The organism is Amazonocrinis nigriterrae CENA67 (assembly GCF_016056305.1).
Classification (GTDB): domain Bacteria; phylum Cyanobacteriota; class Cyanobacteriia; order Cyanobacteriales; family Nostocaceae; genus Amazonocrinis; species Amazonocrinis nigriterrae.
In genome coordinates this window covers 39953-66063 of the sequence record NZ_JAECZC010000007.1, presented here as the reverse complement: position 1 = coordinate 66063, position 26111 = coordinate 39953, and the positions used below count along the sequence as shown (strand labels likewise).

31 protein-coding genes are annotated in these 26111 nt (G+C 40.9%); 23 read left to right on the top strand and 8 right to left on the bottom strand.

Annotation, left to right across the window (positions count from 1 at the left end; genetic code table 11):
* The 18 genes from I8748_RS05540 to I8748_RS05455 all read left to right on the top strand — a co-directional run.
* The coding region (locus I8748_RS05540) for a hypothetical protein (protein ID WP_214662438.1) at positions 1–190 on the top strand (190 nt) is incomplete at its 5' end.
* 156 nt (positions 191–346) lie between these two features.
* Positions 347–475: a hypothetical protein gene (locus I8748_RS35610; protein ID WP_263975720.1), complete on the top strand. Its 129-nt coding sequence runs from the start codon at positions 347–349 to the stop codon at positions 473–475.
* A gap of 115 nt (positions 476–590) precedes the next feature.
* Positions 591–1088: a hypothetical protein gene (locus I8748_RS05530; protein WP_198123658.1), complete on the top strand. Its 498-nt coding sequence runs from the start codon at positions 591–593 to the stop codon at positions 1086–1088.
* Positions 1085–1570: a lysozyme gene (locus I8748_RS05525; RefSeq protein WP_198123657.1), complete on the top strand. Its 486-nt coding sequence runs from the start codon at positions 1085–1087 to the stop codon at positions 1568–1570. The genes I8748_RS05530 and I8748_RS05525 overlap by 4 nt, the downstream gene beginning before the upstream one ends.
* 202 nt (positions 1571–1772) lie before the next feature.
* Positions 1773–4295, top strand: coding sequence for a DnaB-like helicase N-terminal domain-containing protein (locus I8748_RS05520; RefSeq protein WP_198123656.1), 2523 nt, complete (start codon positions 1773–1775; stop codon positions 4293–4295).
* A gap of 320 nt (positions 4296–4615) precedes the next feature.
* Complete coding sequence (locus tag I8748_RS05515; RefSeq protein WP_198123655.1) at positions 4616–4954, top strand: hypothetical protein; 339 nt, start codon at positions 4616–4618, stop codon at positions 4952–4954.
* Positions 4955–4956: 2 nt separating this feature from the next.
* A complete protein-coding gene (locus I8748_RS05510; protein ID WP_198123654.1) occupies positions 4957–5310 on the top strand; it encodes a hypothetical protein in 354 nt (117 codons plus the stop codon).
* Positions 5300–5965, top strand: a complete 666-nt coding sequence (locus I8748_RS05505) for a hypothetical protein (RefSeq protein WP_198123653.1) — start codon at positions 5300–5302, stop codon at positions 5963–5965. Before I8748_RS05510 ends, I8748_RS05505 begins: the two co-directional genes overlap by 11 nt.
* On the top strand, positions 5965–6537 hold the full coding sequence (locus I8748_RS05500; RefSeq protein ID WP_198123652.1) for a hypothetical protein: 573 nt from the start codon (positions 5965–5967) through the stop codon (positions 6535–6537). Before I8748_RS05505 ends, I8748_RS05500 begins: the two co-directional genes overlap by 1 nt.
* Positions 6534–6785 (top strand): hypothetical protein, encoded by a 252-nt coding sequence (locus I8748_RS05495; protein ID WP_198123651.1) that lies wholly within the window; start codon positions 6534–6536, stop codon positions 6783–6785. The genes I8748_RS05500 and I8748_RS05495 overlap by 4 nt, the downstream gene beginning before the upstream one ends.
* Entirely contained in the window at positions 6785–9394 is a 2610-nt protein-coding gene (locus I8748_RS05490) for a hypothetical protein (RefSeq protein WP_198123650.1), read from the top strand. The genes I8748_RS05495 and I8748_RS05490 overlap by 1 nt, the downstream gene beginning before the upstream one ends.
* A complete protein-coding gene (locus I8748_RS05485; RefSeq protein WP_198123649.1) occupies positions 9394–10212 on the top strand; it encodes a hypothetical protein in 819 nt (272 codons plus the stop codon). The genes I8748_RS05490 and I8748_RS05485 overlap by 1 nt, the downstream gene beginning before the upstream one ends.
* Positions 10213–10330: 118 nt before the next feature.
* Positions 10331–10873 carry a hypothetical protein gene (locus tag I8748_RS05480; RefSeq protein WP_198123648.1) on the top strand — a complete coding sequence of 181 codons (543 nt, stop codon included), beginning with the start codon at positions 10331–10333 and terminating at the stop codon, positions 10871–10873.
* A complete protein-coding gene (locus I8748_RS05475; RefSeq protein ID WP_198123647.1) occupies positions 10870–11091 on the top strand; it encodes a hypothetical protein in 222 nt (73 codons plus the stop codon). Before I8748_RS05480 ends, I8748_RS05475 begins: the two co-directional genes overlap by 4 nt.
* Positions 11088–11591, top strand: coding sequence for a hypothetical protein (locus I8748_RS05470; RefSeq protein ID WP_198123646.1), 504 nt, complete (start codon positions 11088–11090; stop codon positions 11589–11591). Before I8748_RS05475 ends, I8748_RS05470 begins: the two co-directional genes overlap by 4 nt.
* Entirely contained in the window at positions 11588–11935 is a 348-nt protein-coding gene (locus I8748_RS05465) for a hypothetical protein (RefSeq protein ID WP_198123645.1), read from the top strand. The genes I8748_RS05470 and I8748_RS05465 overlap by 4 nt, the downstream gene beginning before the upstream one ends.
* Positions 11919–12416, top strand: a complete 498-nt coding sequence (locus I8748_RS05460) for a hypothetical protein (protein WP_198123644.1) — start codon at positions 11919–11921, stop codon at positions 12414–12416. Before I8748_RS05465 ends, I8748_RS05460 begins: the two co-directional genes overlap by 17 nt.
* Before the next feature lie 50 nt (positions 12417–12466).
* Positions 12467–12706, top strand: coding sequence for a hypothetical protein (locus I8748_RS05455; RefSeq protein ID WP_198123643.1), 240 nt, complete (start codon positions 12467–12469; stop codon positions 12704–12706).
* A gap of 32 nt (positions 12707–12738) precedes the next feature.
* On the opposite strand, the gene I8748_RS05450 is transcribed toward I8748_RS05455, so the two are convergent.
* Positions 12739–13716, bottom strand: coding sequence for a deazapurine DNA modification protein DpdA family protein (locus tag I8748_RS05450; RefSeq protein ID WP_198123642.1), 978 nt, complete (start codon positions 13714–13716; stop codon positions 12739–12741).
* Between the two features lie 24 nt (positions 13717–13740).
* Entirely contained in the window at positions 13741–13941 is a 201-nt protein-coding gene (locus tag I8748_RS05445) for a hypothetical protein (protein WP_198123641.1), read from the bottom strand.
* Between the two features lie 81 nt (positions 13942–14022).
* On the opposite strand from I8748_RS05445, the gene I8748_RS05440 reads away from it, so the two are divergent.
* The gene (locus tag I8748_RS05440) at positions 14023–14403 is read left to right on the top strand and encodes a hypothetical protein (RefSeq protein WP_198123640.1); all 381 of its coding nucleotides are present in this window, start codon (positions 14023–14025) and stop codon (positions 14401–14403) included.
* A gap of 397 nt (positions 14404–14800) precedes the next feature.
* Positions 14801–15016: a DUF1634 domain-containing protein gene (locus I8748_RS05435; RefSeq protein ID WP_198123639.1), complete on the top strand. Its 216-nt coding sequence runs from the start codon at positions 14801–14803 to the stop codon at positions 15014–15016.
* Between the two features lie 281 nt (positions 15017–15297).
* Here the strand turns inward: I8748_RS05435 and I8748_RS05430 are convergent, their stop codons facing one another.
* Entirely contained in the window at positions 15298–15645 is a 348-nt protein-coding gene (locus I8748_RS05430; RefSeq protein ID WP_198123638.1) for a MerR family transcriptional regulator, read from the bottom strand.
* 79 nt (positions 15646–15724) lie between these two features.
* On the opposite strand from I8748_RS05430, the gene I8748_RS05425 reads away from it, so the two are divergent.
* Entirely contained in the window at positions 15725–16591 is an 867-nt protein-coding gene (locus tag I8748_RS05425) for an SDR family oxidoreductase (RefSeq protein ID WP_198123637.1), read from the top strand.
* A gap of 626 nt (positions 16592–17217) precedes the next feature.
* Here I8748_RS05425 and I8748_RS05420 read toward each other — a convergent pair.
* Positions 17218–17451 carry a hypothetical protein gene (locus tag I8748_RS05420; RefSeq protein WP_198123636.1) on the bottom strand — a complete coding sequence of 78 codons (234 nt, stop codon included), beginning with the start codon at positions 17449–17451 and terminating at the stop codon, positions 17218–17220.
* Positions 17452–19153: 1702 nt separating this feature from the next.
* Here I8748_RS05420 and I8748_RS05415 point away from each other — a divergent pair.
* Positions 19154–19531, top strand: coding sequence for a response regulator transcription factor (locus I8748_RS05415; protein WP_198123635.1), 378 nt, complete (start codon positions 19154–19156; stop codon positions 19529–19531).
* Positions 19528–20940, top strand: coding sequence for an ATP-binding protein (locus tag I8748_RS05410; RefSeq protein ID WP_198123634.1), 1413 nt, complete (start codon positions 19528–19530; stop codon positions 20938–20940). The genes I8748_RS05415 and I8748_RS05410 overlap by 4 nt, the downstream gene beginning before the upstream one ends.
* Positions 20941–21037: 97 nt before the next feature.
* Here the strand turns inward: I8748_RS05410 and I8748_RS05405 are convergent, their stop codons facing one another.
* From I8748_RS05405 to I8748_RS05390, 4 genes are all read right to left on the bottom strand, one after another.
* Positions 21038–21562, bottom strand: a complete 525-nt coding sequence (locus tag I8748_RS05405; RefSeq protein WP_198123633.1) for a hypothetical protein — start codon at positions 21560–21562, stop codon at positions 21038–21040.
* Positions 21510–21854 (bottom strand): PadR family transcriptional regulator, encoded by a 345-nt coding sequence (locus I8748_RS05400; RefSeq protein WP_225896323.1) that lies wholly within the window; start codon positions 21852–21854, stop codon positions 21510–21512. Before I8748_RS05400 ends, I8748_RS05405 begins: the two co-directional genes overlap by 53 nt.
* A gap of 417 nt (positions 21855–22271) precedes the next feature.
* A complete protein-coding gene (locus I8748_RS05395; protein WP_198123631.1) occupies positions 22272–24158 on the bottom strand; it encodes an ABC transporter ATP-binding protein in 1887 nt (628 codons plus the stop codon).
* A 797-nt stretch (positions 24159–24955) separates the two neighbouring features.
* The gene (locus I8748_RS05390) at positions 24956–25816 is read right to left on the bottom strand and encodes an alkaline phosphatase family protein (RefSeq protein ID WP_198123630.1); all 861 of its coding nucleotides are present in this window, start codon (positions 25814–25816) and stop codon (positions 24956–24958) included.
* Positions 25817–26111: the final 295 nt, after the last annotated feature.

Sequence of the window (26111 nt, the reverse complement as noted above, 5' to 3'; positions counted from 1 at the left end):
TAAATATTGTTCTCAAATGAACCCAATTGAATTGGAATGGCAACACCTCAAAAAAGACGAATTAGCTTCTAAAATGTTTGACGATGAGCTAGACCTTGCTTATGCCGTAATGGATGGTGTTCAAACCAGAGGGGAAAGAGGAAACTATAGTACCCAACGTATTAAATTTAACCGCAATCACTTTGGTTAACTTTTCGTTACGTATTTAGGAATTTTCCTGCCCACTTACTTAACTACTTCTATTCAACAGAAGCTAACAAATTCTCCACCAAAGCTACGCGGGAAAACTTCTCACTCATACCGCACCGACCCTAGAAACAGACATCTGCAACACCAGCTACTAGGAATGCTACAGGGTGACACAGCGACAGCCAAACGACTGCTGAGGCAACAGCGACGGAATCACCCAGGCAAGTCTGACAACTGGTATCTAGAAAAAGTGATTTACGACTTGGAACGCGATCGGCGTCGCTAACTCCTATCAAAGAGTTGCAACGGTTGCTGACCAATCCAAAGTTAGCAGCCGTTTTATTTTGCGATCGCGCCAGGAGTGAGGAGAGCGATCGCGCCAACCAACATCAAAACCAACCATGAACAGAGACGAAGCCCTTAAACACCAACAATTTAACCAACCCTGCTATTACACAGAGGACGCTTTCCCGAAATTGAAAGGCAAACCCCTTTACATTTGGGAATTAGGCGAAACAACAGCGCAGGTCGGCGAAACGCCACCAACCATCACGCAAACAGGTCAATCCCTCCCTAAAGTTTGGATGAGACTGCGCGAATTAACCTCAACTGACATACCAATGACCAAACATGAAATCATAGCTGCTGACCCACTAGAGGAAGCTTCACTGGAAGCAGGACGTGCCTTAGCGCTACTTATCGACTGGCTCAACGGCGAAATTCCTCAGCTAATGCACCACCAAGCAACACTGCTAGCGGCGGATCTGCTTCATGCACTACCTGAAGCATTTAAGGAAACCACCATGATGAATCAACTCAAACTCAGAGCAGAACGGCGCTTTGAAATAAAAACAGATGCACTACCAACCCACAACCCACAACCCACAACAGACAAATGACACTACCAAAACCAGGACTAAAACTAATCAAACAATTTGAGGGATGCATCCTTCACGCATACCCCGACCCCCTCACCAACGCCAAACCCATCACCATCGGTTGGGGCAGCACTAAGCGGCTCAACGGCAGCGACTGGAACCTGGGCGACAAAATCACCCAAGAAGAAGCCGACCAACTACTCATCATCCAGTTAGAAAACCACTACCTACCCCCACTGCAAAAAATCCCCAGTTGGGAAGACCTCACCCAAAACCAGCAAGGAGCAATCCTTAGTTTCGGATATAACCTGGGAGCAAACTTCTATAACCGTCAAGGCTTCGGTTCCATCAGCGGCTTACTCAAAAACCCAGATCGCTGGTATGACCACAAATACGTGACCGAGACTTTTTGCCTTTACCGCAACCCAGGCACCGCAGTAGAAGCCGGTTTACGTCGTCGCCGCATGGCTGAAGCTAATCTTTGGCTAACACCAGTTGTTTAACACCCTTCTATCCGCTTAAAGCTGATAGCTTGTTTTAATTTGTTCACCATCAAAAAAAACTCCAGTCGAGGAACTGGAGAACTCACAAAAACTATTTGTCTATGAATAATAACTGCTTAAAACGCTTTTTGAAAGCGTTTAACTCATGTACTAATTCTAACACTCCAATTCTCTTTTTGACAGCAATAAACGAGGGGGAATCATGACACAAGGTATCTATCAATTCCCCTCAGATAATGTGAAATTCAATTCCATTGAGGACAAATTGCCGCCGTTTGATATAGAAGCGGAGGAAGCAGTATTAGGCGCTATTTTATTAGATTCTGAGGCTATCTATCGAATTAAAGACAGATTAAAACCAGAGCATTTCTATGTCAGCGCACACAGAGACATTTATCAAGCCTGCCTTAGACTTTGCAAAAAAAATGAATCAACCGACCTTCTAAGAGTTACTAGCTGGCTATCAGACCACGGTATTCTTGCACGGATTGGAGGTAGAAATAAATTAGCCAGTGTTGTTGATAGCACCATTAGCAGCATCAACATTGATTCACTAGCAACCTTAATAATCGAAAAAGCGGTAAGGCGAGACATAATAAAGACTGGCGACGACATTAAGCGTCTTGGTTATGAGACAGAGATAGAACTGCCTGAGATAGTTTTAAAACTCGCAGACAAAGTTCAATCAATTACAGGCTTAACATCAGTAAAAACCAAAGAAGAACTACAAAAAGCCAGGTACGATAGGCTTCTAACACATTTGAAATTAATTCACACAACAGTACCAGACCCAGCATATCGGGAGTACCTGTTGCTTGGTCTTGCTCAAGAAAGTGCATTGTCGCCTAGCGCACTTGAAAGAATTTACACCAAGTCACTAACCGATCAATGTAGCAAATTGATGACCTACGAAGAGCTACAACAAGCTGCTAAAACCTCAGTTCGTGAATGGTTAATGAATGGCTTGTTACCCAAACGAACAACGGTATTACTTTATGCTGATGGCGGGGTTGGTAAAACCAAATTAGTCTACAGATTGGCTAAAAATATTATCCAAGGTAGTAACTGGGGAGATTTTATCAGCACAGGAGAAAAGAGAAGAATACTTTATTACCAAGGAGATGAGCAAGAATCAGATATGTATGAAGCCCTAGAGACTATGGGCTATACACAAGATGAATTGCAGTCATATGTTCGAGTCAGATTTCGCTGGAACTTTGAGCAATTACCAATTTTGATTAGCGACTTAAACGAATTCAAACCGCATCTTGTAGTTATGGATTCTTTGACATTTCTAAATCGCTTTTCCTTCCACAAGGAAGGTGATATGGAATACGCAAGACCCATTTTAGAACTAACCGGACTGGCGACACATTATGATACAACTTTTGTTCTAATTCACCATGCCAACAAATCAGGAGAAAGCAGAGGCACAACCGCAATTAGGAACTCAGTCAGTGAAGTATGGAAGCTCACCAAGGATAGCAGCAACACTGCCACACCCAACGACAGAATTTTAGAAATTGATAAATCGCGGTCACGTTCATCAGGGAAAAAATATCGCCTTGTCTTTAACCAAGAAGATCTAAGCTTCTTATTCCTGGGCGAAGATGACATTCAAGGAAGCCCAGCCGAGTTATCTACCAGGGGTAAAATTCTGGATTTCTTCTACCACCACCGAAACATCAAATACGAAGCTATCGAAATCGCTCACGAGTTAGGCATTAATCACAATAGTTGCCGGGGAACTTTGAATAGCTTGGCTATAGACGGGTTAATCAGTGTGCAGCGGCGACCCAGCAAAGCCAATCTTCATTATCTCAGCTACGAAAATAGTGATCACAGTACAGATTCATGTAATCAAAATCACGCCCAGTTAAGTGATCAGCGTTTACTGCTCAGTGATCAGCGTCAAGACAACCCCGAAACCTTTGATAATGCTGACTTTGAAGCAGAACAATCAGAAAGTATAAAAAAACTTGATCAGCGGTTGATCAGCGTCAGTGATCAGCGACGGGATGCTTGCCCTAAAAGCAACACAGGCGACGCTGATCAACCTACCTCAAAAAATTCGGAAAAAAAATCGGCACTGCCAAAAAAAATTAGTGAAAATGATGATCAGCTTGATCAGCGTCGCCCGAATGACTTACCACATAACGATTATGGCGCTGATCAAGCCGCTGATCAAGCCGCTGATCAAGGTGATCAGCCTGATCACCTTGATCAGCCAACTCCCAACAGACAGTTCCCCTTCTGTGCTGAAAATTCAACGGCAAAACAAACTAAGTTAGAATGTCCGCGGACGGGGCTACCTCTACCTCAACCATTTGACATAATTGTTGATGGCCCATTGGGTCGCTCTGTTGCCACAGCCACTTCTTTGAGATATCGAGAAGATAATCGGCTGCAAGTTCAGATTGAGTACGAATTTGCAGATGGCAAGAAACGCACAAGGCAAGGACATGTGGGTAAAGGCAAGCCCGAAGTTGAGGCGATCGCCCGTGAGGAAATCACCCGCTGGCAAAATAAGGCGCTGCTCTTACCTAAGCGGCGCTACCAAGTTAGACAACTGGCTGATGATGATTACATTTGGGTCAACAACTGCCGACTAGTCAAAATACCAAATCCACCTGTTGAATGTTGGTACGTATTTGAAGCTCCCACGGGCGAACAACTTCGCGTCCGAGCAGACGACGAATTTAAGCTTGACAGTCTTAATGAATAGGACAGTTTCAGCTTTCCCCTTTATCCGGCCTTCGTCTTGTGAGCTAAAACTTAAAGATTTGTATAAGATTACATCCACCAGTACATAGGGAAATTGCTGAAATTGGTGATTATTTAGCGCGTGAAAGTTCTTGTTTAACCCCTCCAGGCGGTTAAACAGGTACATCTTTTCGCCCTGATATCAGAAGAATCTCTACAATGCTGTGTCTGTAGTGTTTTATCGGCTCAGTAAATGTTCTTGTTTTACATAAAAGTAGAACATTTACACAATTCAAGCTGTGAATTATGACTGAATTTAGAAACTATTAATAATTCACTTCGATGGCAGAACCAACACTCACTGATGTCTTTGGTGCGGGTGCAACCCAAACCGCAACAACGCTAACTATTGTTAAAGCAGATTTACCAGGATTGACCGCTAGCGCCAACAATACAGCAGAAAGCTTGCTTGCTGGAATTGCTAAAAAGGCAGCAGTAACTTTAACAGAAGATAATCGGGATAATAATGCTGATCAATCAATAGCTATTAATTTAGAAGAAGGATTGACTGTTACTAATCGAACCATCAACGGCGTATCAACTAGATATGAGCGGCGAACAATTGCAATTGAGTTAGATAAAGTTTACGGAAGTACTGGAATAGACCCAGACGATTATTAATTATGCAGCTAACCCTACAACAATTGTTTGGGGTTAATGCAATTCAAGATAGTCAGACTTTGGTTATTCAGAAGTCTGACCTTTCTGTATTAACTCCTCGCAGCGATAACACTGCCGAATCTTTATTGACAGCAATCCTCTTGAAATCTTTAGAGAATTTCGAGGGAACGCTGACGGATGAAAATAATAATCTCATCACCGATGAAAACAACTACCCAATTGAATATAGCCAAGATGATTATTATGAATTGCTGAAGGTTTTTGAATGGGAGGAAAAGTATTTCAAAAAAAGAAACCAGATTGATTACTTTGCCGATACCTTAATAATTCAAGAGTTTGATGTCTATGAAGATTAACGGATACCCAGAATTAACAAGTTTAACTGATGAAGATTTAATTCTTGGATGGGATGCAGAAACAGGAACTACTAGAAAAATCAAAGTCAGTACAATTAAAACTTACTGCGCTGGTTCAGTTGCTCAAAATACTTTTACTTACTCATCCAATGGTGACGCTAATGGTATTTTTTACTGGCTTGGTACTTATGGAACGGGTAGCGGCTGGTTGAACCCTTACACTGCTGGACTTGTGGGAATAACAGGCAGTTCATATTATGACGGATCAGCTAGTAACAGTGATGTGAGCCAATTAGTGAATCGCGTAGATGGTAACGGATTTGCCAGCCAGAATATTGCTAACTCCTGGTTGAAAATAGACCTAAAACAAAGGAAACTCAAGCCTAGCTATTACTCAATCCGTGCTAGACAATTCAATGCAAATTTAATTAAGAACTGGAAGTTTCAAGGAAGCAATGATGATTCTAATTGGACTGATTTAGACAGCAAGACTAATCAGTCTGTTGTCGCTTCTCAATGGTTCTCACTTTCGGTCACTTCTAGCACGTTTTATAGACTCTTTAGGATACTACAAATGGGAGTGTCGAGCAGTAGCGACAACATTCTTACTTTAGGAGAAATCGAACTTTACGGAACACTCCAAGGGGGATTTTAGTGACTATTTATTGCTCTGCTAATGATGACAAAGCTACTATTATCTGGCAATGGACTGGAGAAGATAAAAAGAAATATGAATCTAGTAAAGTTCCTGTTCAAGTAGATATTTCATCTGTGAATATCACAGGTGATTCTAATATGGGTACTTGGTCAATGAGAACTTATGATACAAAGACTCTGCCGCCGGGGAATCCATTGACCTACAGAGGAACATCAACAGAATCGCCTGTAACAATCAATACCAGGGAAATTAGAACTAGTGGCACGAACAGGCTTATATATCAAGATGGCTCAGTTAGTGCTGGAGCAATTCAGTATTTAGACATTCAATTCACACCAGACCCTACAACTAAATATCGAATAACCATTTCTGATATTAACGGCAATCAATTATTTCAAGAGGAGAAACAAGCAGATTCTCCACCAAAGTATGAAGTAGCTTGTGGTAATGGATGTCCGAGCGGATATCACAAATGCAACCATGATAAATACCCTGGCTATTGCTGCATTCCATGCGTTGATACCGCCGATAAAATCAGAAATTTAGCATCTAAGTTAGGTAAAAAATGAGCGAACCTTGCAAGGATATAGACGCAGCATTAAGACAATTAAACGCTGCAATCGATCGACAGAATGCAAGATTTAGAGATTTAGAAAAAAAACAGCAAGCTTGTTGCGACAACAAAAACAATAGTAGTAACTCAGGATTAGAAGCAAGAGTCAAAAGGTTAGAAAGTTACTGCAATAGCATTGAACAACTTTTTAAAGACATTCAACAAACAGTAAACACAATCAGCAGCTTTTTTAAGGGGGGTTAATGGTTCCACCTACTACGATATCAGGGCAAGCGGCTCTTAAGGAATTGACCGCATTGTCTAGAGAATTAAAATATTACGCTGATGGTTTTAAGGCTGCTAAACAGCTTAAATCTAAATATGCTGAAATAGACCAAATCAAGAAAGGTGTTAAGACTGCAACTCAAAGTACCAAAGACCTAGAAAAGCAGTTTAATCCAGTTAAAAAAAAGGTAGAAGATGCCAAAAAAACTTTAGATAATCTTTTTAAAAAAGTTCCTGGTAAGGATAATGCAGAAAAAGCAGCTAAGTCTGGAGGAAGTTTAGCAGCATTGTTAGCTGTCGGGGGTGTAGCTGCTATCACAGCAATAATCGCTGTTTTGCAAGATAAAATTAACAGTTTTAATATCGAAAGCTCCGAAAAACTCAACATTGAATTGAGCAAGACTCAAACACTTGCTGTTAATGCAAGCTTGAAAGCTGAAGCTATTAAGAAAATACTGCCAGGCATACAGGAAGCAGTTAAAACTAATGAATTAAGAATTAATGGAGTAGAGAGGCAATTAGTACCAATTCGTAAAAATGCGAACGAGGCATTATACGAGATACGAGCAGGAAGGAAGATATTAGAAGAAAAAATAGCAGAAGCCAGAAAAATAGGAAACGATGCTTTGTATGAAACACGGGCAGGGAGGGCAAAATTAGAAACACAGATTGCAACTATTCAAGCTAAAGTTAATCAAACCCTATCAAGTATTGGGCAAGGGTTTCAGCAGCAGATAAATTCAACAATTGCAAACATTCAAAGAGGTTTATTGCAATCACAAGCAGAAGTAAAAGCCGCTAGTGCTGAAATTAATAATCAAAGAAATGCTATTGGGACATTGCAAGCTAACAACAAATTATTAGAAGCGAAGTTAAGCAATATCAAAACACCTGACATTAACACAATTGCTAATAGCATTAAATCCAGTACTGCTCAAGAGGTAAATGGTTTACGGGCGCAAATTAATGGTTTACTTGCCCAACTAACAGGGATTCAGAACGTTATCCCTACCCTTATCGGTGGTGTTTCTAATGTGGGCAAAGTTGCCTCTACTGCAAATGCAAAGGCTGATGCAGCAATAAATGAAGCACGTAATAAAGGTGTACCGGATTTATCACCACTACAAAAAAACCTTGATAACCAATTTAATAAATTAGTAGAGGACAACAAGAAATCACTTGGCGTTCAGGATTTAAAAATCTCAGATTTAGGTAAAAAATTTAATCAGGATTTACAAAACTTTCAACGTCAAAGTAATCTTGATGCCAGTCAACGTTTTGCAGAGTTTACCAAACAGAATAATGAGGCACTAGGAGTCAGGGATTTAAAGATTTCAGACCTAGGTAAAGACTTCGATAAAAAATTAGCTGATTTTAAAGATTTAAGTACCAAATCAGCCGATGAAAGGTTTCAACGTTTTCAAGAACAGAATAGACGTGATTTAGATAAAATTTCTAACTCACTTAATCAAACAAACACAAAAATTAAGGAACAGGAAAAAGTGAACGAAGAAGCAAATAAAAAGCTAGGGGGGATAGATGCAAAACTAGACTCAATTATCCCTACAATTGCAGGTATCCCGCTTGTTGTGGGCAAGGCGGCTGATAATGTAATCAGAAATATCCCTACGCCTGGCGACATTGAACGAGCAACCACCACAGGCGTGTGTCGGTCTACTCAGCCAGGCGGATGTATGAATAGAGCTTTGAATGACCAAAGTAACAACATCAATAACAATACAAATAATGCTGCTAATAATATTCTTCAAGGTTTAGACACTGCCGGCACTGGTGCGCTACTCACAGGACAGCAGGAAATACTCAATAGACTTGGTGATCAACTGCCTGGTGGTATTGGGGGCAAGCTTTCCCGGCTCGCCAATTGGTTGCACTTAGATCGAGCGCTCAACATCCTCATCTGGTGGCAGACTCTTCATAATGCCTATATGCTCAGTTCTAATTTAGGACAGACATTATTTTCAACAATTTCTAATTTATTAGCAGTCATTGGCATCAAAGATGCTGAAGGCAGCCCCCTTGATATCGGTGAAATATTTGGCGGTCAAGTTGATGCTTTTGGGAAAACTATTTTTGGTGTACAAGAGTGGAACGGTATTAAAGCCGAATGGAAGAAATGGAATCGAATCTACCAAGCAGCAGCTAATTTATTAAACTCTCTTCAGTCAATTGGCTATTCAATTCTCAGTGCATTAGAAGTTGTTGGTAGTTGGGTAGCAGTTATCGGTAATGCTCTAAGAAAGTGGGGTGAGGTAGGAGAATCAGCTTATAGGTGGATGAATCCTACACCCAATTTTCAAAACAAGTTTTTTACCACCTTAGAAAATGTTGAAAATGTCGTTTCTCAAGTAGATCAGGTTGCTAGTGAAGTATTGAGTGTTCAAGAAACAGTCACTCAAATAGGACAACAAAAAGATGAATTCTTCAAGGCTTTGGGGCAGGAACCAAACAGCAAACAAGGTACTACTCCCCCAGAAGCGGCTCAAGTCAAAGCTGGGTTTGATGCTTCCAAATTAGTTAGCGCTACTGGTTTGGCTATTTCAGATGAGGATAAGGAGGCAGACGAGTAATGCCATTACCACCAAATTTTGATGAATGGGAAAATCTACAAGATATTGTACGACTTGAACACAATAAAGCTGTCAAAGCTTATTTTAAAAATCAACCTGACGATGATGTCTCTACTCCTAAACGCAGGTTGAAACATTCTTGCATCATGAAAGACTCTGACACTTCCACAATGACATTAATGAGAATGTGGCTGTTTGAAATCACTTGTGGACACGCTCAAGCTTTACAGCGTCCAGTTTACGGTGTTCCTGTGGCAGAATTTCAACCAGACCGCACTTTTAAACCACAAATTAAACTTTATTTTTTAGAACCTTATAATTTTGAAATTCATAATGATGATACACCTCAAACCGAAGGAGAAATAACTTTTAGGCTAATGCACGAGACAAGCGAAACTATTAGTAGAACTGACGCAGAAAGAATCGCAAGACAAATCAAAAATGTCTTTGCTACACCTCCTTTTGTCTGGCACAAAGGACACTTTAAATGTACATATACCGATAGCGAACGAGGATATAAACTAAATCTTTTAGTACCAAATAAAGCCGAAGGAGAAAGAATTATTAGGGCAGTTCTAGAGATTCAAGAACACCCCTTTGACCGTGACTTTATCCAATATATCGACAATGATCGTGTCTACTCAACCAATCCAGGTACTCATCGGGTATATGGGCGTACGGTCAAAAAATTCGCCCGCAGGCGGCAAGCACCAGTTAAGTTCCGACATGCTCAACTTCTGATTTGGGGCAAGCAAAATCCTGTCAACCTTGTAGCCACAAGTGGAACTCGTCTGAGAAGTGTAATAGAGCGAGTTTAGGCACAGTTATGGCAAAAATTTGACGGACAGTCTTAGATTATCCGTTTGAGAGTAATGACTCAAAACGCTTGTTAGAACTGAGGTATTACAAATCACTCATCTCATTACCTCAATACATATGGGAAGACGTAAGACCGTCGCTGAACTTCAAAAACAATTGCAATACGCCCAGGCACGAGCAAACTATAATCCTCCAGCAAGAGAAGCTGGAGCGGCAACACAACGCCGTCCAAAGATTGGTGTCAAATATGCCGTTCTTTCACCATTGGCGGAAGCTGATGCTGCTTTTACTGTCCAAGCCTCAAAAGAAGGGGTGGCATTTTTCGGGGGGGTTGGAGCTTTGGGGCTGGCAGACGCTGCCACAGATCCATCTGCTCCTAAAGGATTTCAGCCAGCTAAACTCCTTGCAATGGTTGCCGATGCCACTCCTCAATTAGTTCGCGCCAAAGGTAGTAACCGTCCGTACATCCGCTACGGCAAGGGAACTCGTGACAGTAATGCTCAATACAATTACAGCGCGCCAATTACTGCTGATGCTCCTGCTAATCTCAAAGCTAAGGTTACGGGAGTGATTACAGCAAAGAAAACTCAACTCGGCGGTGCTTACGGGCGAATCTGGTTTGAACCGGAAGATTATCCTTACGCTGCAAGTGGTGTATGACGTTTGATATTTCTACCCCGATTATTTGGTATCCAGGTCAAATTGATATTGACCTGGATGAAGAAGTTAGTCTGATGATGGAACGCGCAAAAGCAACTAGTGATTTACTCAATGGCACGTTAGAGACAGATACTTTCCTGGATTTACTTGACGGGCAAGGCTTTGACGTGTTCGAGTTAGCCGAGTCTTGCTGGACTATCCCAGTATTTACAGCATGACACTTCAGCTTGATTTAACGGCGGTTGGGGCGTGGGAATTGACCTATTATCAAAAGCTTGTAGGCAATCCTCAAAATCGCCGTATTCGCGCTCCTCTCATTGACCCCGTTGAACTGCCCTATCTGACCGAACAACACATTTTTGTGGTAGCTGCATCCTGGATAAATGCTAAGCCCACTTGGATTCGGGCGGGTTACTTCTATCAACAAATAGATGGAATCAAAATTGATGACACTGTGGTGTTTGAGGGTTTAGGGCAGATTCCCTCAACACAGGTAGATAGCACCCGCCGATTAATCAAACTCAATGCAATTGAGTTGGTAATTTTTCCTCAACTTACTAATTCTTACCGCTTGCGGTTTGAGGCATTACCTTGGATTCAAGAGGTGACTTTGGGGGTTTGGGAATACCGTGGAACACAAAGCGATACAACAGAAGATTTAATTAATGCAGTCCGCTCAAAATTAGAAACAATTGAATTCAAGATTAATAATTTATGACTACTTCATTAAGTTACACAGCATTGGCTGAAAAATTACCCGCTGGTTCAATTGAATTTGTCGGAAATAATCAAGTAAAGCTTAATTTTAGTGCTGTTACAGAAAGCGGTAGTAATCTCGCTCTTAATGCCTCTTGCGTTAAGGGAGTTGTTAGGTTTTTGCAAGCCCTTGCAGAATTAACTGCTCAGGTAAATGAAGATAGAGCAAGTGCAGATTTACCACCCATTCAATTTGTCTCTCAACAGCTTACAGGTACTCCCTCAGCACCAGAATATGAATTTACTGTACGGGTGAAGGTTGATACGGCATTGTTTGTTGATAATCTTGATGACCCAACTGATTAAAATGACCAGCACATACAGAATAGAAGTAATAGCAACTAACTCTAATCCTCCTCAAACAACTGTTAGCATTTCTCTTGAAACTTTCGGTATTATTATTACAAGCTTATTAGGGATAATTAGCTTGTTCGCTGCGGGTGCTAAAATAGTTACTCGTTTTAACGGAATTGGAAACGATATTAAAAACTTGAGAAAAGATTTAGCTTCTCACAGTACTTTGATTGAAGAATTCAAGCAGTTACAAAAGGATTTTTCAAGCCTAGATAAAAGCTTTAGTATTCACCAGCAAGATTTCATGAATCATAAAGATGCAGTACTGCTTGGCTTCAATGGAGCCAAAGAGAGGACAGAGCATAAATGGGAAAGGACAAAAGAAGAACTTGAAAAAGTCAACAATGATGTAAATGATCTTCAAAGATATTTACACGAGCAAAGCGGATTTATAGTGAGGCAGCGGATTAGCTTAGATCCAGAAAGACAATAAGCAGAGTATTACATCGACTTTACACGGGTACTACCGTCGGGGGATTTACCATGAATGTTTACCGTTATTCAGATGGTTTTGGTATCACTGGCGATGAGATAGAGTTATGTGTGTTGGGTCGAGTTTTGGAAGCGGTAAAGCTTGACCCCTACTGGAATGATGAGGGTGATCAACTGCTGCTAGATGACGACAATCATCCCCAGGACAAGATTGCCTCTTTTCTCAAAGCCTATTTTGAATTGCGAAATCTAAATTATGAGATCACTTGGGATTGCGATCGCAACCCGTAATACCACGCTACAGTGTATTACCCTGTGGGGATTCACTCTAGTAAATCTTCCTCAGCTTCCCACTGTCGGCACAATTGAACCACGCGAGGAATATACTTCTCTGGAAGTCGCACAGATCCAGTCTTGGTTTCCCATTTGGGTTTCCTACCCTGCCCGTTTCCCGCGCCTGCTGTCGGCGGTACTCGTTTTTGTACAGAATCAGTCACCGCCGCATAGATGCGCTGCTGATAATTGTGAGCCATTGGGATTTCTGGTTCAGGGTTTGGTTGAAATCTACGGGGGTAGCTCCATGCCATTGAGTCAGTTGAATAAAGCAGCGAACGAACCTCGGCATTTTCCAAAGCTAATATTTTTAGTCCAAAGCCGTGCAACTGGAGGTCAGGACGAATAAGTTTAATTGTCCTGAGAATATCTGCTACTTCTTCTGGGTTGCCATTACGCCGACAAACTGAACCAACACCAACCCACGCGCCAGGAGCCAAACGAGTACCGTAATCATCCAAATGCTTGATGTAATCAGAGACTCGATATCCCTGAAGTACAGGCATAATCCTAACAGTTGGTTTGAGTTTTACTAACTGGTCGTAGCGCTCAACTGTCAATCGCTGGTGTTCTGCAACTGTTAACCCAGTACGTTGAAGGACGAAGGATTCACACATCCAGTCTTGGGCTATTGCAATCAGTAGATTGCCACACCCTGACCAACGTTTAATCTGCCAATAATATTGCTCAACACCATGCCTGTAACCGCCGTACCGTGCCACCTCAGTAAATGCGCCACTGTCGAGAATCCAGTCACCCACCACAAAATCCGATTTGCGATCGCGCAAAGTATTGACACTCACCATTACTCCTGCGGCTGGATAGTCGGGACTGAGGATAGTGGAGGCTTGGCTTGGGCTGCTGCCAATAAAAAATAGGGGTACACCGGGGGGTGATTCTGTACGAAATCGGTCAGCGATCGCTGCTTGATTTTGTACAAAATCATCCCCCGGTGATGTTTTACTCATGAGTCAAAATTCCTTTTTTTTATCTCAGATTAAGCGTTCATCAATGTCATAGATATCCGAGTATCCATCTTCTCGTTCTCTTCGCATACGTTCAATTTCCAATCCAAAATCTCTCATTCTTTCTCTATCACCGCCCCAAGAATTTCGGCAATGATTGTTTTTACACCAAGACCTGTGCAAGTCATCATCTAGCCAAGTATCGGAATTACATAATACGCATTTCATGAGTCAAAATTCCTTTTTTGTCACATTTTACGGTCAAGCTAGTTTCAAACGCGATCGCCTTTTATCATCAAAATTGTTATATTGCCGTGTAACAAGGCAATACGAGGGTTTTGTATGAATAGAGGTGGCGTAACTTCAACAACCTGGGACAGTGGTAGCAGTTGGCAAAGTGGAAAGACAAAGGTTATCCGTGTACCGGAGGCGATCGCAGATGAGGTTATGCGCTGCGCTCGGTTGATTGATGCCGGGAATGCCGTGTTACACGGCAATACAGACGATAAGATCGAAATTGTTCTTAGCGCGATCGCGGCTTATATTGAAATCCGCTCTTGCAGCCGACATGCAAATCAGCACACTACTAAAAAACTGGATATCAGCGCTCGCACTTGGGACGAGATGCGAAAATTCACGGCGATGGTTCGGCATGAGCCGAACAAGCTGGGATTGAATAAAAATGAGTAGCATTTGAGTAGCGCGATCGCGTTTTCGATCTCGTCAAACTGAGATTTTTATGCCGACTTTGAGTAGCAGATGAGTAGCAGGAACAATACAATACCGCAAAAGCCTTGTCCTGTCTAGATGAGTGCAGACTGTTTTAAAATTACCACCTACTTTACCAATAAGCCTTCATAGCTGATTTTGAGTAGTAAATGAATAGTAACCTAGTTGAAAAATCTGGGCATTCAGTTTTAGTTACATCTGGATGGCAGTAGTAAGATAGCTTTCAAAATTCAAAAGACAAAATAAGGAACTAGTAAGCATTTATTTGGCTAGCTAATTTCAATTTATTGTATGATACATGCGTTGTCATCAAGCTTCTAGATAATCCATTTGTCCTTAATAGCTAAGGTGCGATCGCTTGAATATTCTAGAATTTACCTTAGGAGTAGCAACAGCAGCTTTTTCAGGTCGTCGTTGTGGCATCATCCAATTAGGATTACTATTATTAATCATTACTCCTGTTGCTAGAGTCGCTTTTTCATTATTAGCTTTTATGCGACAGCGAGATAGTATGTATATTCTGATTACTGTAATTGTTCTTGTAGGCTTGCTCATTAGTCTTGCAGGGAATTAATTTACAGCCTTGGCGAATAGAATTCGCGGTTCATCTTGCACACAAACGAAGTCCACCTATGCGGAATAACACAAAATCAAGAATTTTAAACCAGCCTGTGCGGGTTTTGTCTGTGTGCAAATAGCCCTTAAACCTTGCTGATAATATGCCTGCTTATTGCGAATCGAACCAACCAGTTCCTCGTTAGTTGCAGAAATCGCTAAATATGTTTCTTAAGTTTTAAAAAACAAAGGGAACAGGGAACAGGAAAGGAGGTGTTGGTTGAGTACAATCGTTTCTCATCAACATAAGCGATCCAATTTTGCCAACAGATAAATCTTCATCTTATTTAGTTCATCTATTCGCTCATCAATTTGTTCAAGCTTATGACTAAGAATACTCCGTTTTTGCTCAACAGTAAGTTGATCGCTTTCAAAGTCCTTAATCCATTCCTGAATTTCTCTGAGAGTGAATCCCAAACGTTTGGCTTGTTGAATTAAAGTTAACCTTTCCAAGCTAACTTCTGAATAATCTCTGTAATTGTTGTTTCTACGGCTAATTAGCTCAGAGTCAATCAAGCCTTTCTTTTCATAAAAACGAATCGTATCAACTCGAAGACCAGATTTTTTTGCCAGTTCACTAATTAGCATTCTTATACCTTGACTCTGGAGTATAGTCCATAGTTTATAGTGTCATTGACTCAATCGCCTACTCAGTGCAGAGGTTAATATGGACGCTATTTTGATCACAGGTGTCTCTTCTGGAATTGGATATGGGACAGCGAAAGTATTTGCTAATCAGGGTTATCAGGTATTCGGTAGCATCCGTAAACATCAGGATGCTCAACGTTTAAAAGCTGAAATTGGTTCTAACTTTATTCCATTATTGTTCGATATTACTGACTCAAATGCTTTACTCCAAGCGGCTCAACAGGTAACATTAATGTTAGAGGGAAAGGAATTGGCTGGGCTAATCAATAATGCTGGAATTGCCACTAGTGGCCCACTGATTTATCAATCTTTGGATGAGATTCGTTGGCAATTTGAAGTCAATGTGATTGCTCAAATTGCAGTGATTCAAACATTTTTACCATTGCTAAAATTCAGAAAATCACCAACATCAAAACCTGGAAGAATCATTAATATTAGTTCTGTTGGTGGAAGGATTGCAGCTCCGTTCATTGGTGCTTATGCTAGTAGTAAACATGCAATTGAGGGAATGTCTCACAGCTTACGGCGAGAATTACAACTTCATGGAATTGATGTGATTATCATAGCTCCAGGTGCAGTGAATACACCCATTTGGGATAACGAATCTGCTCAAAATATCAGTCGATATGCTACAACAGAATATGCAAAACCGATACAGGCATTTCAAAAATACTTTACTCATATGGGTAAGCAAGGTTACTCTTCTGAGGTAATTGGAAAATTTATCAAGAAAGTGTTTGAAACTCAAAATCCAAAAGCACGATATGCAATTGTTCCTAATCCTATTCCTAATTGGATTATTCCTTTAGCATTGCCCCATCGCTGGTTAGACAAACTCATTGCTATAAATTTTGGTCTATTACCAAAACGACAACTTTTTAAATAAGTAGGTCAGTGCGAATAAAGTTAACTAGTGAAGATTCTAAATTGCCTGTAGTAAGGTTTCAGGCATATTTAAGTTTCCTAACATAGTCATGTTTATTTTCACTAACCTACTGAATTTTTGGAAATTTTTACTTGTAATATCAAAGCTAACAGCTAATACCATTTGAGTTTAATGTTGATACAAATAAGCTGTAGGGAACGAGAGGAGCAAGAGAGCAGAGGTGATACCAATTTGAAAAATGATTGCGACAGATGGAAGACTAGTAGGGGCGGGTTTAGAAATATTATCAACTATGAATGATGATCTGGGTGAACCCGCCCCTACTGAGTTTCACAATCCCTTCGGGTGACGCTCGTTCCGACGCTCGTTCCGACGCTCGTTCCGACGCTCGTTCCTCGCTACCGCTGCGCTAACGCTACCGCTGCGCTAACGCTACTTTGCCATCTGGCAACAAGCCCTTCCGGGTGACGCTCGCAAGCTTGCTACCGCTACGCTAACACCAAGACGGCAAGTGGACTCACCAAAATCTAAAATCTAAAATCCAAAATGGTATGAAACAATTTGTATCAGTAATTAAGTTCAATAGTATAAGTTCGTCTGCTATGTATTAGCAAATAATTAGACTATCAAGGTAAGGATATTAAATTGATAGTTAATCCTGACAAATCAACGCTAAAAATCTTGTTGTTACCTAGACTAAATAGAGTATATGCTTTTGCAAGCTTATTTCCAATATCCATAAGATTCGCTAATGAGGGATCATAACCTCCTAAAACTGTATCCATTTCTACTGATGTTAATTCCTGCAAACATGTACTTGCATCAACAGGATATAAATCTGAAATTATTATTTTAGCCATTGTTTGATTTTGTGGTTCAGGGTTTTTAGAGCAAAGAATAAACAGTTGTACAAATTTAATTCAGTACAATTGTCATTCGATAATTTCGCCTATATTTAGCCTTGTAATTGATGTGATTAAAACCTCAAAAACTACTTGATACCCAGAGAATTTACATAGTAATATTATAGTTTTTACTGTTTGATACCTTCTCTGGTACATCGTTATCAACTCTATCTATAACTTCAGACGATTCTAAGACATCAATTACCAATAGCTAAAGATAGAACCAATTATAATTAGACCTTGAATAGTCTATGGTATAAATTTTATTATCCTGGAAGTTGTACCAATTTGAACCTTCATAATATGTATTTTCAGTGTTATTTACGCCACCGTTAATGTTGATTACAGAAATGGTATAACCCCCTATTACAGTCTCCATTTGTACTTTAGTCAGAGCGTGTATAAATGACCCTACATCAGTATGATGTAAGTCAGAAATTACTATTTTAGCCATTCTCTTTCTGGGTCAGGTTTGTTGGTCAGGCTTTGTCAGCTAGGAAAAAAGCATGGTTGTTGACTGTTAATAGTTAATAGCCAACAGTTAACAGTCAACAGCCGATAGGCAAGATTTTACAAATCAAGTAAGATTGCTAGAGTTAGTTGGCATGAAAGAAGTTTTGCAAAGATTTAGCTTTGGAATTGATGCGATTGAAGCCTCAAAAACTATTTCATTCTCAGAAAGTCTATATGCCATAACTATTACATTATAGGCTTTATAGCTGCTTTCTTACACCAAGAACAAATCTATCAGTTTTTGTTACACAACCACATCAACGATTAATAACTATAAAATCTGTTGTAATTTGTCCTGGAATAGTCGGTAGTGTTAATCTTATTGTCGTGGTAGCTAACTGAATTTATACCCGCGGCTTCAACTGTATTACTTCCTGAACTATTTATGCTTACACTGTCAGTAATATTAGTGATATAAACATAGGGAATACTACCCCCCAATACAGTCTCTGTTTGCGCTGGAGTTAGCTCGTCCAAAAATGTTTCAATATCAATAGGACTTAAGTCACGAATGACTATTTTACTCATTGTTTTAATTGGTAGACTAGAAGTATATTGGACTTTTAAATTATTACATTATTGCTATCAAAATTAAATTAAAGTTTCTATGAAATTTTGATAGCAATAATTAGTTTTTGCTAAGTTTTACAGACATAATTCAAGTGATTTTGTCTATATAAATACCAATAATTGTAAATTATTATCTACAATTTATTGAAAAATAATTAATACAATATTGCTTTGAAATGTACAACTTAAAGTAGATAAACCCGCATTTCTCACAAGCTTGAGGTGCAGAGGTGCAGAGGGGCAGAGGGGAAAGAACTTGTACTTGAACCCTCCTCTGCTCCCTTGCTCAAGAGCAAAAGGCTTTGAGAGATGTGGTGAGAAATCCGGGATAAACTATTGATGACTGAGGTATAAAAAGTATAAAAAAATTCAATTGTTCTGGATTAACGTGAGTCTTCAACGGAGGCGCACGTTGGATTAATAGCTGACGAACTATTAATATCAGACTACTGAAGCTATAGTTAACCACTTATCGCTCTTTCAGCACTCTCGTTCCTTATAGTTGTACCTTCAGAAGGATGTCAGAAAACACACAGCTTGTCAGGCTAGAATTAACCATTAACGAAAATTGCAAATGCCGCACGTCTTACTAGTGGATGATGAAGTACCTTTATGCGAAAGCCTCACCTACACCTTGCAAAAAGAAGGCTACACGGTGACAACGGCAAATGATGGGCATAATGCTATTAAACAATTCCACAAGCAAGTACCTGATGTAATTTTACTAGACATTATGCTGCCAGAGGTTAGTGGTATGGAAGTCTGTTGGCGAATTCGCGCATTTTCTGATGTTCCTATTGTCATGCTGACAGCCAAAGACCAGGATATTGATAAAATTTGGGGCTTGGAAGCGGGAGCTGATGATTATGTTACCAAGCCATTTAACACTCGTGAACTGCTGGCACGCATAAAAGCAGTATTGCGTCGTCGTTCTGGGGATCAGCCTTCATGAAGGGCTGGTTACCTCGTGTCAAATTGAATACCATTCATGCCAAGCTTTTAGCTACTTATTTGTTGCTGACAACCTTGGGAACTTCTCTCATGGCCAGCTACATTCTGTGGTCTTTCTATGCTTATTTCATGCAGACACGACAAGTAGATTTGGAGAACTGGACAACTGCTTTAAGTGAAAGTGCAGCAGATGCATTGCAAGTAAAAAATCTGCAACGCGTAGAGGTGCTAGTGAAGCGGTATGGCGCACCGCAAACTATAACACTTCGCATTTTTAATCAACAAGGTCGTCTTTTAGCTACTTCTGACCCACGGGATAAACAGGTTACAGACTGGTACAAGGTTCCTGGAGTGTGGGAAGCACTGCAAAATCGTCCGGTACAGGGTATTACAAAAGGACTTTTCTCAACCGAAGATCGTCTGTACATCGCTAGACCAATTTCGCGTGATGGTCAATTACTGGGTGTGCTGCGAATGTCGATTACTCTAGAGCAAGTGCAGCGTCAGTTTACCAAAGTGATTTGGAGTGTTTTGGGTACGTTGGCGATGATCATCTTGATATGTGCGCTCATTAGCACTCGTCTGGCTCGCAGTCTCTCAAAACCGATTGAAGTGATGCGAAACTTTGCAATTCGCTTGGGTAGTGGTCATTTTGGTGATATACTGCTATTCCATGAGAACAATGAGTTAGATCAGTTAGCAGCAGAACTCAACCGTATGAGTGAACGGTTGGCTTCCCTAGATCAAGAACGCAGGGTTTTTCTGGCAAATGTCTCTCACGAACTCCGCACCCCTATCAGTAATGTGCAAGTCACCATAGACGCACTTAAAAGTGGAGCTTACGAAGAACCACAATTACGCGATCGCTTTTTTCAAACTATCTCCAACGAAATCAAACGCTTATCGCAATTAATTCATGATTTGCTCGATTTAGGACGCTTGGAAGCGGGAGTTACTCAACTTGAACAGCAGATGGTCTCAATACGTGGGCTAATTCATCGTGCTGTTAATGCTACAGAACCCCGAATGCAAGCCTTGGGTATATCCGTGCAAGTAAATGTGGTTGACCTAGCAATTGAGGGCGACCCAGAGAGGCTACTCCAGGCAATTTTAAATGTGCTAGATAATGCCATCAAACATTCAGCACCTAATTCTCAAGTTTTTATTTCTGGGTATAAACAAGGAAAACAAGCAGTTCTGGAAATTCGAGACCAAGGACAAGGCATCCACGAAAGCGATTTACCTCATATTTTTGAGCAATTTTATACCACAGACCCCTCCCGTAAAGGCAATGGCAATGGTTTAGGGTTAGCGATCGCTAAACGAATTGTAGAAGCTCATCAAGGCACCATTACAGCTAGCAGTGTAGCAAATCAGGGGGCAACTTTTACAATTTGCTTGCCGCTGTAGGGGAGATGGGGAGATGGGGAGATGGGGAGCAGGGGAGCAGGGGAGCGGGGGAGATGAGTACAGACAGTATATATGGCTACTATTCATACAATCTCCTTTACTCACTTTTAACCTTACCCAGTGAGAAGAAATCTGACAGCTTGATTTTTAAAGCAGATATTATTAAGATGAGTGTTTTCAAAAAATTATTAAGGTTAACCTGCCAACGAGGATAACCTTTGTGCAGCATCTCCTGATTTACTTCGTATAAATCCCCTAACCATTCTTCTCGTCGTTCTTCAGGGAATAGGTAGGCAATAGGAGAAGCTATCCATCTGCTAACCCATGTTTCGGCAGGCTCAGACTTTTTATACTTGCGTAATCTTTTGTTGAGCTTTGAAACCTTCTCTAGATTTTCTACTAATTGTTCTAAGTTATCCACCTCTTCCTGAGCTATCAACTCTTCCGCAACTTCGATAACTTCGTTTGATTTCAAAGATGCGATGCGCTTGAGGCTGTATATCCTAAGTTGAATCTCTCTAATAGTTATTTCCCAGTCGTTATCTTCGAGTTCAATACCTACTGTTCCACTAACTAGGCTGCCAGGTGAGGAGGTTGGAGCGAAAAGCTTGGATGGCTTCAAGGGTGGCAACACCACTACCTGTGAGTTTGTAATAGCGTCGCCTTGCACCGCCTCTTTCTTCTCGTCCTTCATCTCCCCAACGGGATTCAACAAGCCCTTTCTTTTCCAGAGAATGGAGAACAGGGTAAAGAGTGCCAATCCCCATTTGACGCTGACCGCCGCTAGCCTCTTCCATAGCCTGTGGAATTTGTAGCCCATAAAGTTCTTTGCTGTAAAGCGCGAGTATGACGAGTTCTTCTCTAGGCGAGACTTCGACATTTGTTGATCCTTTATTCACTAAGTTTGCTGGCATTTTCATTGTCCTTTTTATGCAGTGTTAGATATTTCTCGTTGTTACGACCCCTGTAATGAGGCAACGAGCCTACTTGCTGTTACGACCAAAAGGGCAGCAAGACTTTTATCATATATTTAGTATATCTTATAAATTTGATAATTGCATTTATAACAGTTTGCAGTTGAGTTGAATACAGACCTAACCCCCAACCCCTTCCCTACAAGGGAAGGGGAGTAGAACTCAAAGCCTCTCTCCTTGTAGGAGAGAGGTTTGGAGAGAGGTCACAACTGTACTGCACCCAACCGAAAATCACTATAAAAAAGCATTGGCGAATAGATGAATTCGCGGCTACACCAAACAAAACCCACCTATGCAGGTTTGAGAAGCAGCATCAGGTTGGCGATTTTTGTAGAGCTTACCTTGTGATTTAAGAATTTACATTGCCTCTAAGTGCCGATGTCGCACGCGTTCGGGGCTACCTGTGGGAATTGAAGCAATTAATTTTTGTGTATATTCTTCTTTGGGTTCGCGGTAGATGCTTTCGGCTGTGCCTTGTTCGACGATTTTGCCGCGATTCATGACTAAAATGCGATCGCTCATAAATTTCACTACACTTAAATCGTGAGAAATGAAAATATAGGTCAGCTGAAAATCATCCTGTAATTCTTTTAAAAGATTCAATACTTGTGCCTGTACTGATACATCTAGGGCTGAAACCGATTCATCGCAAATAATGAATTTGGGATTTAATGCCAAGGAACGAGCGATACAAACCCGCTGGCGTTGACCACCAGAAAACTGATGAGGATAGCGATTCATCGCATCTGCACTCAACCCCACTTTTTCTAAAAGTTCTGCAACGCGTTCTCGCCGTTGTCGTTGCGTCTTGCCAACCGAGTGAATCAACAACGGTTCCATCACTGTATCCCCAATTTTCATCCGGGGATCAAGGGAACTAAAAGGATTTTGGAAGACTATTTGCATTTCCCGCCGCAATTTCTGCAACGGTTCTCCTTTGAGTTTTGTAATATCTTGCCCATCAAAGATAATCTGACCACTCATTGGTTCGATTAATCGCAGCAAAGTTCTGCCAAGGGTGGTTTTGCCGCAACCAGATTCTCCTACCAAACCCAATGTTTCCCCTGGTTTCACATCAAAGGAAACACCATTTACCGCCATATTGTAGCGTTTTGTACCACCAAACGCGCTCCGCACTGGGAAACCAACCTTCAGGTCTTGGATTTGCAACAGAGGTGGCTTTTCGGTGAGGGTTGCCAATCTTGCAGATAATTCCTCGGTTGTTACTTGCGGTGGTTGTGGCGGTTCTTTCGCTTGAATTACTAGCTGTCCTGTTGCCGTTTCTTCTGCACTCATGTAGTCGGAAACGGTAAGTAGTTTGTGGGGACGGCGGTTAAGTGTGGGGCGACAAGCTATTAAGCCTTTAGTGTATGGATGCTGGGGATTGCAAAAAATTTGCTCAGATGCGCCGTATTCTACAACTTTGCCTTTGTACATTACCGCTACTTGGTCGGCAATTTCCGAAATTAGTCCTAAGTCGTGGGTGATAAAAATCAATCCCATATCACGACTTTGCTGTAATTCCTTGAGCAAATCAATAATTGTTGCCTGTACTGTTACGTCTAAAGCTGTGGTTGGTTCGTCAGCAATTAACAGCAATGGGTTGCAAGAAATTGCCATTGCAATCATCACCCGTTGCAACTGTCCCCCAGAAAGTTGATGAGGGTAACGTTCCAGTATGGCTTCTTTGTGCTGCTTTACCAACTGTGCTAACTTGGCTTGGTCTGGTTTAGATGAATTTAGCTCAGTTTGATGCCAAGTTTCCAGATATTGCTGTTGTATTAATTCATCACTAGGTAGGAGTTTAACTTCTTGCAGACCTGCGATCGCCATTCTTTTTGCTTCATTTGCTGACACATTTTGATGCCGCATAATCGCTTCAGTTAGCTGAAAACCGATGGTATACACTGGATTGAGTGAACTCATCGGTTCTTGAAAAATCATTGCGATGTCGCCGCCTCGGTATAGCTGCATTTGTTCTGGCGGCAACTTTAGCAAATTGATGGGTGTACCATTCTCCTGAGGACGAAACCAAATTTCACCACCGCTAACTCTACCAGGAGTCTGCAATAAACCCATCACAGCTAATGAAGCCACTGATTTACCACTTCCCGATTCTCCGACGATTCCTAGAGTTTCACCTCGTTTTAGCTCAAAGGAAATACCATCCACGGCTTTAACGATGCTGTCATCACCGGAAAATTCAACTTGTAGATTGCGAACCTCTAGGACAGTTTCTCTCATAGGAGTCGGGTAGGAATATTAACTAAAAATTATTTGGATTTTAACAGTAGTTTTGGTCTTCAGGGGGATTACCTTTCTCCTTGGGTCTTGGGGTTTTGCCGTCGATTCCAAGTGGCGTGATTGTGAAAGATGTAGTGGCTAAGCTTTTGGGCAATTTATCTATCGCAATCATGTTGCAAATTGGTAGAAACACAACTGATAACCTATAAATATAACGGATCTAGCCCACATTCCGCAGGTAAGAGAGGAGATTAATGGTATTTTGACGAGTAATACCATTAGGCGGCAAAATTTTCTCGCCAGCCCCAGCCCTAAACCCTTGGATAGTAAACTGTTAAGCACTTAATTTACATGTTGATACCGCAGAGGAGCAAGGGAGAGGGTTTGAAACCATTACCTACAATTTTAATTGTGTAACTTGTATGCACATATAGCTTATTAAAACAGTGTTGATTGCTCAAAGCGAAGCAAGCTACGTGGAAGTATGCCTAGTTTTGTAAGGAATTATGCCCATAGCTTGGGGTTCTAAAACAATTTCTATACGTTCACTGCACCGGGAATGGTTGATGGCATTCAGTATAAAACTGAGCGCAGCAAATCATTAGTAGGCTAACGGGACTTAAACATTTTTGAGGCAGAAACAAGCCTCAAACCTATGCAGGGCATTGAAACCTAGATATATTAACAAACTAGGCTTTATAATATCAAAGTCTCTTTGTATTACGTTTGATGGTTTTTTCTGGCTAATTTTTGTTTAAGTCCCATTAAGAAAAGCGACACAAAGGCAAAAAATTTATTTATTGCCAGGAATCAGTAATTGGGGTTGCATTAGCGGCATTATTCAAGCCAGGTAATCCTAAACTAGCTTCAATAGTGCGTAATATATTGTAGTGATTGATATTCTCACTATACGCTCCCTGCTTGACATGAGCGCCAACAAAGATAGTTGCAATCCGATTACTGCTTGTTCCATTATCTTCATCAAAGGTAAGAATCAGTAAGCTATTGTGAGTTTTAGCCCACTGTACATAAGCATCCAGATTATTTTTCAGCCAGGTATCACCTTGAGTAATTGTGCCATCGTGCATATCATTTTGTTCGTTAGGAACCACAACTGAGACAGTAGGCAGATTCGCGAATGTCGTAGGAAAACTTGTAAATGGTTGATTTAAAGAACTGGCAATATTAGTGAAATCGACCCAAGGGTTGTGCTTGCGATAGTACAAACTATTGTAGGAACAACCTGTATAACCAGCACTGGGCATACTTTCTGAATAACCTGTAAAAGTCAAGTTAATGCCCTGTAACTGAGTAGCTAGGTTAGCACCGCTAAATGTTAAAGGACAATTGTCATTTGTCACACCTTGTGTAGAGCCACTAAATAACGCCAAGTAGTTGGGTTGGCTTGGGTGTGTGACACCGTGGGAATTCGTGAAATTGGCTCCTTCCTGGGCTAGTGAGTTGATATATGGAGCGCTACTTGAACCAATAATCTGTGAGTATCCGTGATTTTCTTCAATCACGATGACGATGTGATCAAAAGTCGGCACTGTGCCTGCTAACGTTGCTTGACTACTCATAGCGATACTTGCTAACACCGCTATTCCATTGGTCATTCCACCAATCCATTGCCAAGAATGTCGAAGTGTTCTCAACATATATGATCGTTTTCTCAACTTTTTTAACAGATAATTAGCACCTGAAAAAGGGGCAACTAAAGTTATGCCATCAGTTTTAAGTTGCTATTTATTCCACTTCTTGTTTTGAAGAGGAACAACTTCTGTAAATTACATTGTTAAATTTAAGATGCAATTAAATTAACATTAATTCTTATCGGTTGAGTTATACACGAATGTGGCATAGGAAGCGATCGCTCCAAGGGCAACGAATGCCCAAAGTTACAGTTACGTAATATAGCCGTAGCCACATATGTTAGGACAATATTGATTGCTC

Excerpts from the sequence above, each read along its gene's own strand:
- I8748_RS05470 (WP_198123646.1), top strand. The coding sequence starts at position 11,088 with ATGACACTTCAGCTTGATTTAACGGCGGTTGGGGCGTGGGAATTGACC.
- I8748_RS05425 (WP_198123637.1), top strand. The coding sequence starts at position 15,725 with ATGGACGCTATTTTGATCACAGGTGTCTCTTCTGGAATTGGATATGGG.
- I8748_RS05490 (WP_198123650.1), top strand. The coding sequence starts at position 6,785 with ATGGTTCCACCTACTACGATATCAGGGCAAGCGGCTCTTAAGGAATTG.
- I8748_RS05485 (WP_198123649.1), top strand. The coding sequence starts at position 9,394 with ATGCCATTACCACCAAATTTTGATGAATGGGAAAATCTACAAGATATT.
- I8748_RS05420 (WP_198123636.1), bottom strand. The coding sequence starts at position 17,451 with ATGGCTAAAATAATAATTTCAGATTTATATCCTGTTGATGCAAGTACA.
- I8748_RS05510 (WP_198123654.1), top strand. The coding sequence starts at position 4,957 with ATGCAGCTAACCCTACAACAATTGTTTGGGGTTAATGCAATTCAAGAT.
- I8748_RS05415 (WP_198123635.1), top strand. The coding sequence starts at position 19,154 with ATGCCGCACGTCTTACTAGTGGATGATGAAGTACCTTTATGCGAAAGC.
- I8748_RS05445 (WP_198123641.1), bottom strand. The coding sequence starts at position 13,941 with ATGAAATGCGTATTATGTAATTCCGATACTTGGCTAGATGATGACTTG.
- I8748_RS05515 (WP_198123655.1), top strand. The coding sequence starts at position 4,616 with ATGGCAGAACCAACACTCACTGATGTCTTTGGTGCGGGTGCAACCCAA.
- I8748_RS05520 (WP_198123656.1), top strand. The coding sequence starts at position 1,773 with ATGACACAAGGTATCTATCAATTCCCCTCAGATAATGTGAAATTCAAT.
- I8748_RS05480 (WP_198123648.1), top strand. The coding sequence starts at position 10,331 with ATGGGAAGACGTAAGACCGTCGCTGAACTTCAAAAACAATTGCAATAC.
- I8748_RS05495 (WP_198123651.1), top strand. The coding sequence starts at position 6,534 with ATGAGCGAACCTTGCAAGGATATAGACGCAGCATTAAGACAATTAAAC.
- I8748_RS05450 (WP_198123642.1), bottom strand. The coding sequence starts at position 13,716 with ATGAGTAAAACATCACCGGGGGATGATTTTGTACAAAATCAAGCAGCG.
- I8748_RS05390 (WP_198123630.1), bottom strand. The coding sequence starts at position 25,816 with ATGTTGAGAACACTTCGACATTCTTGGCAATGGATTGGTGGAATGACC.
- I8748_RS05400 (WP_225896323.1), bottom strand. The coding sequence starts at position 21,854 with ATGCCAGCAAACTTAGTGAATAAAGGATCAACAAATGTCGAAGTCTCG.
- I8748_RS05505 (WP_198123653.1), top strand. The coding sequence starts at position 5,300 with ATGAAGATTAACGGATACCCAGAATTAACAAGTTTAACTGATGAAGAT.
- I8748_RS05455 (WP_198123643.1), top strand. The coding sequence starts at position 12,467 with ATGAATGTTTACCGTTATTCAGATGGTTTTGGTATCACTGGCGATGAG.
- I8748_RS05465 (WP_198123645.1), top strand. The coding sequence starts at position 11,588 with ATGACTACTTCATTAAGTTACACAGCATTGGCTGAAAAATTACCCGCT.
- I8748_RS35610 (WP_263975720.1), top strand. The coding sequence starts at position 347 with ATGCTACAGGGTGACACAGCGACAGCCAAACGACTGCTGAGGCAACAG.
- I8748_RS05530 (WP_198123658.1), top strand. The coding sequence starts at position 591 with ATGAACAGAGACGAAGCCCTTAAACACCAACAATTTAACCAACCCTGC.
- I8748_RS05525 (WP_198123657.1), top strand. The coding sequence starts at position 1,085 with ATGACACTACCAAAACCAGGACTAAAACTAATCAAACAATTTGAGGGA.
- I8748_RS05410 (WP_198123634.1), top strand. The coding sequence starts at position 19,528 with ATGAAGGGCTGGTTACCTCGTGTCAAATTGAATACCATTCATGCCAAG.
- I8748_RS05430 (WP_198123638.1), bottom strand. The coding sequence starts at position 15,645 with ATGCTAATTAGTGAACTGGCAAAAAAATCTGGTCTTCGAGTTGATACG.
- I8748_RS05460 (WP_198123644.1), top strand. The coding sequence starts at position 11,919 with ATGACCCAACTGATTAAAATGACCAGCACATACAGAATAGAAGTAATA.
- I8748_RS05475 (WP_198123647.1), top strand. The coding sequence starts at position 10,870 with ATGACGTTTGATATTTCTACCCCGATTATTTGGTATCCAGGTCAAATT.
- I8748_RS05395 (WP_198123631.1), bottom strand. The coding sequence starts at position 24,158 with ATGAGAGAAACTGTCCTAGAGGTTCGCAATCTACAAGTTGAATTTTCC.